Annotated in this window: 15 protein-coding genes; 5 read left to right on the top strand and 10 right to left on the bottom strand. The window is 65.9% G+C overall.

The window, feature by feature from the left end:
- The coding region (locus Q0Q02_RS20760; RefSeq protein ID WP_293812348.1) for a PRC-barrel domain-containing protein at positions 1 to 565 on the top strand (565 nt) is incomplete at its 5' end.
- A 305-nt stretch (positions 566 to 870) separates the two neighbouring features.
- Here the strand turns inward: Q0Q02_RS20760 and Q0Q02_RS20755 are convergent.
- Positions 871 to 1920 carry an ATP-binding protein gene (locus Q0Q02_RS20755; protein WP_293812347.1) on the bottom strand — a complete coding sequence of 350 codons (1050 nt, stop codon included), beginning with the start codon at positions 1918 to 1920 and terminating at the stop codon, positions 871 to 873.
- 243 nt (positions 1921 to 2163) lie between these two features.
- On the opposite strand from Q0Q02_RS20755, the gene ppk2 reads away from it, so the two are divergent.
- Entirely contained in the window at positions 2164 to 3114 is a 951-nt protein-coding gene (gene ppk2, locus Q0Q02_RS20750; protein ID WP_293812345.1) for a polyphosphate kinase 2, read from the top strand.
- A 130-nt stretch (positions 3115 to 3244) separates the two neighbouring features.
- Here the strand turns inward: ppk2 and Q0Q02_RS20745 are convergent, their stop codons facing one another.
- From Q0Q02_RS20745 to Q0Q02_RS20710, 8 genes are all read right to left on the bottom strand, one after another.
- Entirely contained in the window at positions 3245 to 4531 is a 1287-nt protein-coding gene (locus Q0Q02_RS20745) for a TRAP transporter large permease (RefSeq protein WP_293812343.1), read from the bottom strand.
- On the bottom strand, positions 4528 to 5040 hold the full coding sequence (locus Q0Q02_RS20740) for a TRAP transporter small permease (protein ID WP_293812342.1): 513 nt from the start codon (positions 5038 to 5040) through the stop codon (positions 4528 to 4530). The genes Q0Q02_RS20745 and Q0Q02_RS20740 overlap by 4 nt, the downstream gene beginning before the upstream one ends.
- Positions 5041 to 5205: 165 nt before the next feature.
- Positions 5206 to 6198 carry a sialic acid TRAP transporter substrate-binding protein SiaP gene (locus tag Q0Q02_RS20735; protein ID WP_293812340.1) on the bottom strand — a complete coding sequence of 331 codons (993 nt, stop codon included), beginning with the start codon at positions 6196 to 6198 and terminating at the stop codon, positions 5206 to 5208.
- A 55-nt stretch (positions 6199 to 6253) separates the two neighbouring features.
- Positions 6254 to 6931: a GntR family transcriptional regulator gene (locus Q0Q02_RS20730; RefSeq protein WP_293812338.1), complete on the bottom strand. Its 678-nt coding sequence runs from the start codon at positions 6929 to 6931 to the stop codon at positions 6254 to 6256.
- Between the two features lie 124 nt (positions 6932 to 7055).
- Entirely contained in the window at positions 7056 to 7952 is an 897-nt protein-coding gene (locus Q0Q02_RS20725) for a dihydrodipicolinate synthase family protein (RefSeq protein WP_293812336.1), read from the bottom strand.
- Positions 7953 to 8035: 83 nt separating this feature from the next.
- Positions 8036 to 8854: a carbohydrate ABC transporter permease gene (locus tag Q0Q02_RS20720; RefSeq protein ID WP_293812335.1), complete on the bottom strand. Its 819-nt coding sequence runs from the start codon at positions 8852 to 8854 to the stop codon at positions 8036 to 8038.
- A 181-nt stretch (positions 8855 to 9035) separates the two neighbouring features.
- Complete coding sequence (locus Q0Q02_RS20715; RefSeq protein ID WP_293812350.1) at positions 9036 to 9938, bottom strand: carbohydrate ABC transporter permease; 903 nt, start codon at positions 9936 to 9938, stop codon at positions 9036 to 9038.
- A gap of 267 nt (positions 9939 to 10205) precedes the next feature.
- Positions 10206 to 11543, bottom strand: a complete 1338-nt coding sequence (locus Q0Q02_RS20710) for an ABC transporter substrate-binding protein (protein ID WP_293812333.1) — start codon at positions 11541 to 11543, stop codon at positions 10206 to 10208.
- A gap of 203 nt (positions 11544 to 11746) precedes the next feature.
- Here Q0Q02_RS20710 and Q0Q02_RS20705 point away from each other — a divergent pair, with 203 nt between their 5' ends.
- Together Q0Q02_RS20705 and Q0Q02_RS20700 are read left to right on the top strand one after the other, a co-directional pair.
- On the top strand, positions 11747 to 12607 hold the full coding sequence (locus Q0Q02_RS20705) for an amidohydrolase (RefSeq protein ID WP_293812331.1): 861 nt from the start codon (positions 11747 to 11749) through the stop codon (positions 12605 to 12607).
- A complete protein-coding gene (locus Q0Q02_RS20700; protein ID WP_293812329.1) occupies positions 12601 to 13056 on the top strand; it encodes an RbsD/FucU domain-containing protein in 456 nt (151 codons plus the stop codon). The genes Q0Q02_RS20705 and Q0Q02_RS20700 overlap by 7 nt, the downstream gene beginning before the upstream one ends.
- Before the next feature lie 8 nt (positions 13057 to 13064).
- Here the strand turns inward: Q0Q02_RS20700 and Q0Q02_RS20695 are convergent, their stop codons facing one another.
- The gene (locus tag Q0Q02_RS20695) at positions 13065 to 13325 is read right to left on the bottom strand and encodes a hypothetical protein (protein ID WP_293812327.1); all 261 of its coding nucleotides are present in this window, start codon (positions 13323 to 13325) and stop codon (positions 13065 to 13067) included.
- 294 nt (positions 13326 to 13619) lie between these two features.
- On the opposite strand from Q0Q02_RS20695, the gene Q0Q02_RS20690 reads away from it, so the two are divergent.
- The gene (locus tag Q0Q02_RS20690; protein ID WP_293812325.1) at positions 13620 to 13844 is read left to right on the top strand and encodes a hypothetical protein; all 225 of its coding nucleotides are present in this window, start codon (positions 13620 to 13622) and stop codon (positions 13842 to 13844) included.
- Positions 13845 to 14136: the final 292 nt, after the last annotated feature.

Here is a 14136-nt window from a genome sequence, read left to right as displayed (position 1 = left end):
AAGGGAGGCACTCATGCGAACCTACTGCGTGTTCCGCGCCGGGAACTCCGCCGACTTGCGCGGTTTCACCGACGAGCCGAGCGGCGCCGGGCTGCCAGCCGATCTCGGGCCCTGGACCCTCGTGCAGGAGATTCACCCCGGCCAGGCATGGACCCCTGCCGTCAGCAGGGCGGTCGTGGCGGCCGGTATCATCGAGAACGGCTTTTATCTCTGGGGCCCCATCGAGCGACCGGCGGCATCGCATCTGATGATCGAAAGCGATCGCGTCGAAGGGACCGCTGTATTCGACCATAGGCACGATCAGATCGGCACCATCAAGCGGTTGCTGATCGAGAAGGTCAGTGGCCGCGTATTCTTCGTCGATGTGACCTTCGGAGGCTTTCTCGGCATCGGCAGCCACCATGTGACGATCCCGTGGGAAAAGCTCGCCTACGACAAGGAACTCGAGGGCTATCGCACTGACATCACCGAGGCCCAGATCCGAGGCGCCGCGACCCTCTACGGCGACGCAGGAGTTCTGCCAGACCCAAAACGCCAGCAGGAACTGAGGGATTACTGGAACTGATCCACTCCGGCTGAATTGGTCCCCCCGGACGATGTCTTTTGGCGGAGGGGAGGACTCTCCACGAGGAGGACGATCGATCCCGCGAGCGGAAGGCCCGTTGGGGTCATTCCGAAAGCGGAGCTGGAGCAGTCACAGCGGTCCGAAGCTGGCGTGAGACATACGCGATCATCCCGGACAAGCCGCCTCCGGCAGCGCCGATCCGGGATCCACTCCAAAGCCTCTACCGGGAATGTCCCGGCATGGATCCCGGGACCTCCCTTCGGTCGTCCGGGATGACGGCACGGTTCCGGAGAAAACTCTCCAGCCTACGATTTACGCTCGAAGCGCGGCAGGATCGCCCGGAAGGTCGCGCCCTCTCCCGGCTTGCTCTCGATCGTCAGGCGCCCGCGATGGCGCAGCACGATATGCTTCACGATGGCGAGACCCAGGCCCGTGCCGCCTGCCTCGCGGCTCGCGGCGGTATCGACCCGGTAGAACCGTTCCGTCAGGCGCGGCAGATGTTCCGGCGCGATGCCCGGCCCGTCGTCGCGCACGCTGAAGCTGGCTTCGCTATCACTGGCCTCGACGGTGATCGCGACCTCTCCGCCCGGTTTGCCGTATTTGATCGCGTTCTCGACGAGATTCTCCATCAGGCGCAGCAATTCGTCGCGATCTCCAGGCACCTGCAACGCCTCGCGCGGCGTCTTCAATGCCAGCGTGACGTCACGCTCGCGCGCCATCAGCGTCAGCGAGTCCACGATCTCACGGGCGATACCGGCAAGATCGACCGGCGTGTCCGGCGCGACATGGGCGCGCTGCTCGATCCGCGACAGCGAGAGCAGGTCGTCGACGAGGCGCGCCATGCGCAAGCCCTGCTCGCGCATGATGCCGAGGAAGCGCTCGCGCGCCCGCTCGTCATTGCGTGCCGGCCCTTGCAGGGTCTCGACGAAGCCGAGCAGCGAGGCCAAAGGCGTGCGCAATTCATGGCTGGCATTGGCGACGAAATCGACGCGCATGCGCTCGATCACGCGCTGCTCGCTCAGGTCCTGGAAGGTCAGAAGCGTCGCATGGCGCAAGCCGCTATCGCGCAGCGCAGCGATATGGATGCGGAAGGTGCGCTCGACCGGCACGCGCTCGACGAGTTCGACGGTCTTGGCGCCGCCTTCCAGGGCGACCAGCTCGATCGCGTCGTTGAGATCGGGATCGCGCAGCACGAGCGCCAGTAGCTTGCCGACCGCCAGCCCCGGAATCAGGACGGGCATGGCCGGGCTCAGTGCCTGCGCCACGCCCTGCCCGTCGAGCAGCACGGCCGGCGCGCCGAGCGCCTCGACCACATCCCGAACCAGCGCGGTATTGGAAGCGGAAAGGTTGACCATGGAGAGCCCGGAGACGGACGGCGGATGCCGACGGGTCTCTTCCTGAGCGGAAGCGCAGCGGGCGTCAATTCCCTTCCGCGGCCTGGAGCATTTTCGAGCGAAATGGGCACCGGTTCGCGTGAAGAACCGAAGGCCCGCGTCAGCGAACATGCGACAAAACAACGAGCTAGAGCAGTTCCGCCATTCGGGGAATTGCGGAATTGCTCTGGCCGGCTAGGCTGTTGCGGAAACAGGAGCCTACCCATGGCGAAGAAATTCTCAGGCTCGGACGTCAAGGAGCCTATCGTCGTGCCGTCAGGCGACCACGCGAAGCCGACAAAGGCCCGCTCCAAACCCGGAAAGGCGAAGGGCTTCGACATCGAGGCGAACAGCCTGCCCGAAGCGATCATCGACGCCGCCTATCACAGCGGCGACTACCCCTATGGCAAGCGGATGAAGCGCAAGCGCTACAACCGCGAGATGGAGCCGCTGCAGATCGAGCTGCAGAAGCTGACACGCTGGGCCAACAAGCATGGCGAGCGCATCGTCATTGTCTTCGAGGGCCGCGACGGCGCCGGCAAGGGCGGCACCGTCGCCCGCTTCACCCAGCATCTCAATCCGCGCCAGGCGCGCATCGTCGCCCTGCCCAAGCCCTCAGATACCGAGAAAGGGCAGTGGTATTTCCAGCGTTACGCCGCCGAGATGCCGACAGCGGGCGAGATCGTGTTCTTCGACCGCTCCTGGTACAACCGCGCCGGCGTCGAGCGCGTCATGGGCTTCTGCAAGCCGGAGGAGACCGAGCATTTCCTCGATGAGGCGCCTGCCTTCGAGGGCATGCTCGTCCGCGACGGCGTACGCCTGATCAAGCTCTTCCTGACCATCGGGCGCGAGATGCAGATGACGCGGCTGCACGCGCGCTGGCACGATCCGCTCAAGCGCTGGAAGCTCTCGCCGATCGATTTCGAGGCGATCCCGCGCTTCGACGACTATTCCCGCGCCTTCGACGAGATGCTGGCCCGGACCTCGAAGAAGGCCGCGCCCTGGCATGTCGTGCGCAGCAACGACAAGCTCCGCGCCCGGCTCAACGCCATCCGCCACGTCCTGAAGATGATCCCCTACAAGGACAAGGACGAGGACGCGATCGGCGCGCTGGACGAAGAGATCGTCGTACCGGTCGGTCGCTATCTCGACCATGGCGGCGAGCCGGAGAGCTGAGAGCGTCTGTACTCCTTGCCGTCATCGCGAGCGCAGCGAAGCGATCCAGGGAGACTGGACTGAGCGATCGAACCCGGTCCTCCTGGATTGCTTCGTCGTTATGCTCCTCGCAATGACGGTTCAGCCCGCCTCACGGCCCCATCACATGGTTCGGCAGCCAGGTCGTCAGGGGCGGCCAGAGCGTGATCAGCACCAGCACGACCAATAGCGGCACGAGCCAGGGCAAGATCGCCTTCGACATCGTCTCGAACGAGACATTGGCGATGCGCGTCACCACGAAGAGCACCACCCCGATCGGCGGATGGATCGTCCCCAGGATCAGGTTCAGGATCATGATGATGCCGAACTGCACGGGGTCGATGCCGAAGCTGTGGGCCGCCGGCACCAGGATCGGGATCAGGATCAGCAGCGCGGCCAGCGCCTCCATGAAGCAGCCGACAACAAGCAGGATCAGGTTGCAGACCAGCAGGAAGACGAGCGGATCCCTGATCGTCTCGACGATCAGCGGCGTCAGCGTCTGCGGCACGCGCGAGATCGACATGCACCAGCCGAGCGCGCCGGCCGCCATGACCAGCACCGTGACGAGGCCGGTGGTCTCGACGGTCTCGATCAGGATCGGCCAGAGCTGCTTCACCTCGAGCGTGCGATAGACGAAGAAGCCGAGGAACAGCGCATAGAGGCAGGCGACCGCCGCCGCCTCCGTCGGCGTGAACACGCCGGTGAACATGCCGCCGAGGATCAGCGGCGGCGTCATCAGCGCGAAGAAGCCGTTGAAGAAGGTTCGTCCGATCTCGCGGAAGCCCTTGAATTTCTCCTTCCGGAAGCCCTGGCGCCTGGCGATGATCGCGACCATCACCATCAGCGACAGCCCCATCAGGATGCCGGGGATGACGCCGCCGATGAAGAGCCGCCCGATCGAGACATCGGCCGTGACGCCATAGATCACCATCGGCAGCGAGGGCGGGATGATCGGCCCGATCGTCGCCGCCGCCGCCGTGATCGAGGCCGCGGTCTCCGGCCGATAGCCCGCCTTGCGCATCGCGCGAATCTCGATCGCGCCCGAGCCGGCCGCATCCGCCACGGCCGAGCCGACCATGCCGGCAAAGATCATGCTGGTCAGGATCGAGGCATGGGCATAGCCGCCGCGCAGCCAGCCCAGCACGGCCGTGGCGAAGGCGACGATGCGATCCGTGATGCGCGCCGCGCCGAGGATGTTGCCCATCAGGATGAAGAGCGGCGCGGCGACGATCGGGAAGGAGTTCATCGCCTGCGCCATCTTCTGCGGCACGATCGAGGCGGAGAAATCGCCGATCAGCACGAAGGCGAAGGCGGCGAGCCCCATCGAGGCGAAGAGCGGGAAGCCCGCCAGGATCGAGAGCAGCCAGACGGCCGAGATCTGGAAGATCAGCGTGCTCACTCGGCCGCCTCCTGCAGGGTCGGCGCGACCGGCGGGAACGGCGGATTGTTCCAGTTCCGGAGATTGTCGACGAGCTCGGCCAGCCCCTGCAGCGCGGTGACGATGCCTGCGAGCAGCATCGGTACATAAAGCAGCCCCATCGAGAGCGGCACGGTGGTCGCTTCGAGGTCGTAATTCGCCTGGACCAGATGGATGCTGTACCAGGTCACCAGCAGGCCGAAGACGACCATCGCCGCTTGCATGACGCTCTCTGCCGCCCGCCAGCCATGCTGCGGCAGCAGGTTGTGGAAGAAGCGGATGCGGATATGCGCGCGCCGCCGGCTCGCCAGGATCCAGCCGGCGACGGCGACCCAGAGCATCAGGAAGCGCGAGACCTCGTCGGTCCAGATCAGGGGATCGCCGAGCGCCCGCGTGACGATGCCGAGCGTGACGGTGACGAGCAGCGCCACGATGAGGATCGCCGAGATCACCTCCATCAGGCGGTCGAAAACCCTGGACCAGCTCGTCATGCGGATGCCTTTGCCGATAGCGGAAACCAATCAGCAGCCCTCATCCTGAGGAGCGCCGCAGGCGCGTCTCGAAGGATGTTCCAGATAGTCCCGGAGCCTCCTGGAGCATCCTTCGAGACGCCGCTTCGCGGCTCCTCAGGATGAGGGCTGCTTCTATGAGAGCGGTCACAGCGCCTGGATGCGATCCCAGAGGCCCTTGCCCCATTTGCTCTCGAACTTGGCCGGAACCGTCGCCAGCACCGGCTTGCGGAAGGCCTCGTTGTCAGGCTTGGTGACGGTCATGCCGCTCTTGCCGAGGCTGTCGGCAAGGCTCTTTTCCTGCTCCAGGATCTCGTTGTCCTGCCAGGTTGCGGCCTTGTCGATCGCCGCCGTGACGAGGTCGCGGTCCACCTGCGGGACCTTGTTCCAGGCGGCTTCGTTCACGATCACCAGCCGCGGCGTGATGATATGCGCCGTCAGCACGAGGTACTTCTGCACCTCGGCGAGCTTGGCCGAGGCGATGGTCGGCAGCGGATTCTCCTGCCCGTCGACCGCGCCTTGCGAGAGCGCAAGATAGAGTTCGGAGAAGTTGAGCGGCGTCGGCCGCGCGCCCCAGGCTTCCGCCATCGCCCGGAAGGTATCGACCTCCGGCACACGCAGCTTGAAGCCCTTCATGTCATCGACGGAATTGATCGCCTTCTTGCCGCTGGTGAGGTGGCGCACACCGTAATAGTTCACGCCGATCATGCGCATGCCGCGCTTCTCGACCAGCGCCTTGTTGAGCTCGTCCATCAGCGGGGATTTCAGCGCGCGCGTCATATGCGCGGCATCCTTCCAGATATAGGGCGCCTCGATGATCGAGAGCTGCGGCACGAACTGGCCGAGCTGGGCCGCACCCTCCGTCACCATGGTCAGCGCGCCCGAGGCGACCGATTCCACCATGTCGCGCGACGAGCCGAGCTGCCCGTTCGGGAAGGACTGGACGTCGATCCGCCCGCCGGTCTTCTCCTTGATCTCGGCGGCGGCCTTCACCGCGCTCTGCGGCGAGGGATGGGCCGCCGGCTGACCATCGGCCCAGCGCAGCACCAGCGCCTGCGCCCTCAGGATGTTGGGCGCCGCGATCGCAGCCGTCCCCGCCGCCGCAGCGGCCATGAATTCGCGCCTCGTCTGCTTCGTCATTGCCTGTTCCCTCCGGGAAGCGGCCGGTTCTTCCGGCTCGTGATGATTGCGGGTGTCAGTACTGCATGGCCCGCGCGCGGGCGTTGCCGATATGGATGCTCATCTCCTCCGCGGCGCGCTCGGGATCGCGGCTCTCGATCGCGGCGATGATCTTGAGGTGGTCCTGCATCACCGGCACGAGAATATGGTTCTGGATGCGCGTCTCGTATTGCCGAATGAGCCTGATCTTCAGCCAGGTCACGCGAAAGGCCTGGCTGACGATGTCGTTGTCGAGATGGTCGATGATCGCCTCGTGCATCAGCCGGTCGACATCCTCGGCATCCTCGATCAGGCGCTCGTCGCCGCCGGCCTCGGCCCGCGCGATGATCGCTTCGTGGCGGGCGCGTTGCTCGGCGATCTCCGCGTCGGTCGCATTCTGCGTGTAGAGCGCCGTCGCCTCCTTCTCGAGGAAGAGCCGAAACTGGAAGGCGTTGCGGATCAGGTTGAGATCGACATGGGCGACCTGCATGCCGCGCTGCGGCACGGTCTTGATCAGCCCTTCCGCCTCCAGTCGCGGTACGAGCTCACGGATCGCGCCGAGCGGAAAGCCCGTCATCGCGACGAGTTCGCGCTGGGTCACGAACTGGCCGGGCTTGATCTCGCGCGCCAGCAATCGCTCGGTGAAGGAGGCATAGGCGCGCTCCCTCAGCTTCAGCGGTTCGCCTTCGCGCGGTTCCTGCTCCGGCTCGCTCACCTTCGCCCTCCTCGCGTCCCGTCATTGCGAGGAGCGTCAGCGACGAAGCAATCCAGGAGCGGCAGAGCTCTACGCCCCCCTGGATTGCTTCGCTGCGCTCGCAATGACGACAAATCCATTCTCCTCAGGCGGCCTTGGCCTGCTTGATCGAATCGAAGGCGGCGAAGAGCCGCTGGCGGGTCGCTGCGTCCAGTGCTTCGAGCGGTGGGCGCATCGCGCCGTAACCGTCATCGCCATGGACATGGCCGACCAGCGCCTTCACCGCCGCCAGCACCGGATGCGAGCAGATCTCGTCGACCAGCGCGTTGACCACCGGGCTGTCCTTGCCCTCATAGACCATCGGGCGCAGCAGGCCCGGCACCAGATTGGCGAGGCCGCAGATCGTGCCCTCGGCTCCGTTGCGCACCGCCTTGGCGAGCTGGCGCTCGTCGCCGACGAGAATGGCGAGCTCGCCATGCGCCTTCAGCAGCGCCTCGGTATTGGCATAGCTGCCCGAGGAATCCTTGACGCCGATGACGAGGCCGGGGAACGCAGTCTTGAGCCGCTGCACGAGCTCGACGCTGATGCTCACAGCCGTCACCGAGGGGATATGGTAGAGGACGACGTTGCGGGCGGAGGCGCCGAGCTTCTCGAAGAGCTGCGAGAACCAGACATAGAGCCCCTCGTCGCTGACCCCCTTGAAGTAGAAGGGTGGCGCGACCAGCAAGCCCTTTGCCCCGGCATCGAGCGCGATGCGCGCCTGCTCCACCGCCTCATGCATCGAGGCCGCCGCGACGCCGGCATAGATCTGCGTGGCGGGATCGACCCCCGCCCCGATCAGCGCGCCCATCATCGCAGTGCGCGCCGGAAGCCCCAGCGCCGCGCCCTCGCCCGTCGTGCCGAACAGGGTGACGGAATCGCAGCCCCCGGCCAGCACATGCCGGGCATGGCGGACGAGGCGCGGCAGGTCGACATCGCCGCCCTCCCGCATCGGGGTGGTGATCGCACAGGAGAGGCCGAAGCGGGTCTTTTCGGTGGCCATGGACGAGACTTTCAGAGCTGAGTCGTGACTGACATGTTGGCTTGAAGACAGAACCGCCCCTGAGGCGGTCCCTTGGGCTTTCGCTAGCCGTCCTTGAGGCCTCCGGCGGAGAGTCCGGCGACGATCTGACGCTGGGCGATGACGGTGACGAGCAGCACGGGCAGCGTCACCAGGAGGGCAGCCGCGGCGAGCGGCCCCCAGGAGATCTGCTCGAAGGTCAGCGAGTTGTAGACGGCGGAGGGCAGTGTCCGGCTCGCCTTGCCGCCGAGCACGACCGAGAAGATGAAGTTGTTCCAGGAGAAGATGAAGGCGAGGATGCCGCCGACGACGATGCCGGGCTTGGCCAGGGGCAGCGCGACATGGCGGAAGGCCTGCCAGGTCGTGGCACCGTCGATGCGCGAGGCATCCTCCAGCTCCATCGGCACGTTCTCGAAATACCCGATCATGATCCAGACGATGATCGGGATGGTGATGACGAGATGCGTGATGACCAGCGCGGTAATGGAGCCCACCAATCCTGTGATCTGGAACAGCAGGAAGAGCGGGATCAGGTAGGACAAAGCCGGCGTCATCCGCGCGACCAGGATCAGCACCGCGAATTTATGCGCCTTGCCGCGCGCGATGCCGTAGCCGGCGGGCACGCCGACGATGAGCCCGAGCAGCACCGCCCCGCCCGTGACCAGGATCGAGTTCCAGAGATAGAGCCCGAAATTGTTCTGCGCGAAGACATCGACATAGTTCTTCAGCGTCGGCGGATCCGGGATGAAGACCGGCGGGAAGGCCGTGTTGTCGAGCTCGTTCTTCAGCGAGAGCGAGATCATCCAGAGGAAGACCAGCACCGCCGGCGAGACCAGCACGAAGACCGAGGCCCAGAAACCGATTTTCTTGAGCGTGCGATTCATGGGCGTGGCCTCCCCTCGCCCGAACAGAAAAAGGCACCGTCATCCCGGACGCAGCGAAGCGGAGCTCCGGGATCCATCGCAAAGCGCCGAGCTTTCCGATGGATCCCGGGACAAGCCCGGGATGACGTCGCGGGGGCAATGAAGCGGAGGCGCAAAGCAGTGAAGCCGGAAGAGGCACCCATCACGCGTTCCACTTCGACTTCTGCCGCGCATAGAGCAGCAGCAGCGAGAGCATGATGATGATGACGAAGAAGATCACCACGACGGCGGAGGCGTAGCCGATCTTGTAGAACTGGAAGGCCTGCAAATAGAGGAAGATGTTCAGCGTCTCCGACGCCGTGCCCGGCCCGCCCTGCGTGATCACGAAGATCGTGTCGAAGGCTTTCAGCGCATCGATGGTGCGGATCACGATCGCCACCATGATGAAGGGCCAGACCAGCGGCAGCGTGATGTGCCGGAACATGTGCCAGTCATTGGCGCCGTCGATCAGCGCAGACTCGTAAGGTTCCCGCGGCAGCCCAGCCAATCCGCCGAGCACGATCAGCATGACCAGCGGCGTCCAGTGCCAGACCTCGACCATGACCAGAGTCGGGATCACCGTCGAGGGCTCGTAGACCCAGCCGGACGGCCCGATGCCGATCAGCGAGAGCAGGTAGTTCAACACGCCGAGCTGCGGATGGAACATCATCGTCCAGACCAGCGCGACCGCGACCGGCGTCGCCATCATCGGCATGACGAAGATCGTGCGCAGCAGGCCCCGCATCGGAAACTCGCGATGGAAGACGAGCGCCGCCGCCGTGCCGAACACGATCGGCAGCACCACCGCCAGCACGGTGAAATAAAGCGTATGCCCCATCGACTCGATGAAGCGCTGGTCCTTGATCAGCTCCGCGAAATTGCCGAGGCCGACGAACTCCACGCCACCGCCGATCTTCCAGTCCTGGCCGGACATGTAGAGGGTGAACAGCCAGGGGAAGACGATCACGGCCGCGATCACCAGCACCGCCGGCAGCGAGAACAGCCAATAGCGCGGCGTGAAATCCGCCGAAGCCGCGGCGGTGCCCGCTTGCGTCGTGCTGGTCATGCTGGCTGGCAGGGACGTGCTGGTCATGCTGTCTGCTTCACTGGAAACCAATCGTCACGCCGTGCCTCGCACGCGCGACGTCTCATCATTAAACGATCCGGCACCACCGCTCCCTTCTCCTCTTGCGGGAGAAGGTGCCGGCAGGCGGATGAGGGGTCGCACAGACCTGAAAGTCCGGTGCTTAGCTCGCGATCCATGCCGCGAGACCCCTCACCCTAACCCTCTCCCGCAAGGGGAGAGGGGACGCCGTCGCGCCAATCGATCCGCTCAGCCCTGCTCGCTCTTGGCGAGCACCGGCGCGAAGGTCTCCGTCGCCTTCTTCAACTCGGCCGCGACATCCGCCCCACCGATCGCATTGGTCAGCGCCACGCCGAAGACGTCGCGGAACTCGGTCACCGGCACGATCTGCGGCAGGCCGGCCCGCGCGATCTTGGCCGAGGCCAGCAGGCACTCGAAATACTGCTTGCCGAACTTCGACTGCTGGATCGTCTCGGTATCGAGATAGGCCGAGGAACGGCCAGGCGCGCCGGCGCCGGCCTTGAGCATGGCGATCTGGTTCTTCTTGTTGGTCATGAACTGGAGATAGAGCCAGGCCGCTTCCTTCTTCGAGGAGCCGCGCGAAATGCCCATGCCGTCGGCGAACATGCCGGCGTGATGCGCCTTCGGTCCCGGCGGCGTCACGCCATAGCCGACCTTGCCGACGATGCGCGACTTGGTCGGATCCTCCAGCGGCGTGGCGAAGCCGATGCCGTCGAGCCACATCGCGGCGCGGCCCTGCATGAAGGTCGTCTGGCACTCGTTCCAGTTGAAGCCGACCTGCCCGGCGGGCCCGGTCTCCTTGTTGAGCTTGCGGTAGAGGTCGGCAGCCCAGATCGCCTCCGGCGTATCGGTCTGCAGCTTGCCTTCCGGCGAGGTCGTCTCCATGCCCTGGCCAAGCATCAGCGAGGTCCAGACCGGAACGTTGGCGTTCTTCAGCCCGCGCGAGACGAAGCCGGCGATGCCCTTGGCCGGGTCGTGCAGCTTCTGCGCAACCGTGAACATCTCCTCCATCGTCTTCGGATAAGCGACGCCCTTCGCGTCGAAGAGCTCCTTGTTGTAGTAGACCATCCAGTAATCGACGAAGAACGGGATCGTATCGAGCGATCCGTCAGCCTGCCGCGCATAGGCGACGGGACCTGCGCCGAAATCGGCGAAGTCGAAATCCGGCGCGGTCAGCGACGGGTTCTTGATGAAGGGCTCGAGATTCTCAAACCACTTGCCCTTGGCCGCCATGCGCTTCTGGACGTGCAGCGAGATGCCGCTGACGTCGAAGCTCGGCTTGCCCGAGGCGAATTCGATCACCGCCTTCTGGCGCTGCTGCTGCTCCGGCACCTGCTCGGAGGAGACCTTGATGCCGGTGAGTTCGGTGAACTCCTTCTCGGCCTGCTGCATCAGGTCCGAGCGCGGGTTCTTGACCAAGAGCACGTCGATCGACTGGCCGGAGAATTTCTTCCAGTCGAACGCTCCTTGCGCCTGCGCCTTGCGCAGCACGAAGGGCGAGGCGATCACGGCGGCGCCGCCAGCCAGCAGGACACGGCGCGTCGGCTTGAGAATGCTATCGGTCATCTGCGTCCTCCCCAGGACTTGAACACGGCCCGTTTCAGGCCTTTCATGTCGCGCGGAGCCTGAGGCGCAGAACCGCCTCCCGCTTCCGCGATCGGGCTGGACGCTAATCTCCTTTCAGCGCGGTTGCAAGCTAACATGTTGGCGTGCACATAGTATCGCCACATCATCTTCCCGCCGCCGAATCCTCTTGCGAGAGCCGCCCCGTGACGAGCCCGCCCCGCATCGATTCCCACCAGCATTTCTGGTGGCTTTCCCGCGGCGATTACGGCTGGCTGACGCCTGCGCTGAAGCCGATCTACCGCGACTTCGAGCCCGCCGACCTCGCCTCGCATCTCGCGCAGCACGATATCGCCTCGACCATCCTCGTCCAGGCCGCACCGACCGAAGCCGAGACGCATCACCTGCTCGCCATCGCCGCCGCCGCGCCCTTCGTCGCCGGCGTCGTCGGCTGGACCGATTTCGAGGCGCCCGACGCCCCCGCTCGCATCGCTGCCCTCGCTGCCGACCCGCTGCTCGTCGGCCTGCGCCCCATGGTGCAGGACATCCCCGATCCCGACTGGCTCGCGCGGCCCGATCTCGCCCCCGCCTTCGCGGCGCTGAAGCAACACGGTCTCGTCTTCGACGCGCTGGTGAAGCCGCCGCAGATCCCCGCCCTCCTCAAGTTGCTGGAGCGCGAGACGGAACTGCCCGTCGTCATCGACCACGGCGCCAAGCCCGACCTGACCAGCGCCGACCTCTCCGCCTGGCGCGGCGGCATCGCGGCCTTGGCGGCGCGGCCGAACACCACCTGCAAGCTCTCGGGCCTCGTCACCGAAGCCGGCCCCAGCTGGCGCGAAGCGGTGCTGGCGCCGGCCGTCGCCCAGCTGCTGGCCTGCTTCGGGCCGGAGCGCCTGCTCTGGGGCAGCGACTGGCCGGTCGCGACGCTCGCCGCTGCTTACGACCAGTGGCTCGCCGCCGCCGAGCGCCTCACCGCGACACTCACACCGGGCGAGCGCGCCGCGATCTTCGGCGGCAACGCCGCCCGCATCTACCTGACCAAGAGGGGCCGCCGCCCGTCATGCTGAAAGACCTAGACCCCGTCCTCTCCGCCGACCTGCTCTGGGTGCTCGCCGCGATGGGCCATGGCGACGACCTCGCGCTGGTCGATGCCAATCACCCGGCCGAAACCATCGCCAGCTCGACCACCAGCGGCCGCCTGATCCGCCTGCCCGGCCTGACGATGCAGCGCGCCGCCCGCGCCATCCTCTCGGTGCTGCCGATCGACGATTTCGAGCCCGAGCCTGTCAGGCGCATGGAAGTGGTCGGCGATGCCGCCGCGATCCCCGATGTGCAGCGCGCCGTGCAGGCCGAGATCGACAAGGCGCTCGGCCGCTCCGAACCGCTCGCCGGCATCGAGCGCTTCGCCTTCTATGATCAGGCGCGGCGGGCCTTCGCGGTCGTGCAGGTCGGCGATCCCCGACCCTATGGCTGCTTCCTGCTGCGCAAGGGCGTCATCGCCGGCGAGCCGGGCTGAGCCGAGCCTCACGAGCCCTTGGCGATGGCCTGCTTCAGGCGCGCGACGGCCTCCGTCGCGCCGGACCGGACCGTGATCTCCAGCGTCGGCGCCTCGCGCTCGATCATTTCGATCAGCGTCTCCGGCGTGATCTCGGCCCGCTGCTGGGTGAGCTTCAGCACGGCATTGGCGATGATGTTCGGCCAGAACGCCGCCCCGCCCTTGGCTAGCCCCTTGGCCTTGCGGCCCTCGAATTCCTGGGCGAGCTGTTCGGGGGTCTTGCGGGCCATGATGTCGTCACCTCCAAGCCATTCCAGCAAAACTGCGAAGCGGTTTTGCAGCCGGAATTGCGTCAAAACAAAAGGCTGGAGCCTTGGAGGCGAACTCTGTTCGCCGGAAAGGCTCTAGCGGACTAAAGCCGCTGCCTATCACGAAATGCCAGCCGCTGCCCGCCCTTCCCGGTCGCACTGCCCTGCCCGCGCATCGGGTCCGCGACAATCGCATTTGCATCCGGCCACGACGCAAGGCAGGAGCGGCGCCCGAGGGCCAAGCCTGTGATGCGGCTGCCCGTTCAGGACCAGACCATGCCCCGCCTCGCCTTGCTTGCCGCGCTTGCCGGCCTCCTCCTCGCCGCCCCGGCCGCCGCCCGGATCACCGACCGAGAGCAGAGCTGCGCCGACTGGCTGAAATCCGGCGCCCACCACAAGAGCGAATACGCCGCCCCCGTCGCGAACAAGATCAGGGCCTTCTGCGCCGCCAACCCGAAGATGAAGGCGATCGACGCCGAGATGACGATGACGGGGGATTGAGGGGCGCGGCCTCTTTCCTTCTCCCCTCGGGGGAGAAGGTGGCAGCGCGCAGCGCTGACGGATGAGGGTCGCCTTGCATCGGCGCGTGTCCTTCCCGCATCCGTCTGCTTCGCAGACACCTTCTCCCCCGAGGGGAGAAGGAACGCACGCCAAAACCCCCGCCCGCGCTTCCACGCGGCGGCTTCGATTGAGGGGCAGCGTAGCACCGCGAGGCGCGGGGTATCGAGCCGCTTCCATTGAGCCAGGATGCGGCGCGGATGGATTGAGCCACCATCCGCACGCCCCGTGGCGC

The sequence above is a fragment of the uncultured Allobosea sp. genome (assembly GCF_945956895.1).
Lineage (GTDB): Bacteria > Pseudomonadota > Alphaproteobacteria > Rhizobiales > Beijerinckiaceae > Allobosea.
The sequence above is the reverse complement of the archived record's forward strand: the minus strand, read 5'-3'. Positions and strand labels throughout refer to the sequence as shown.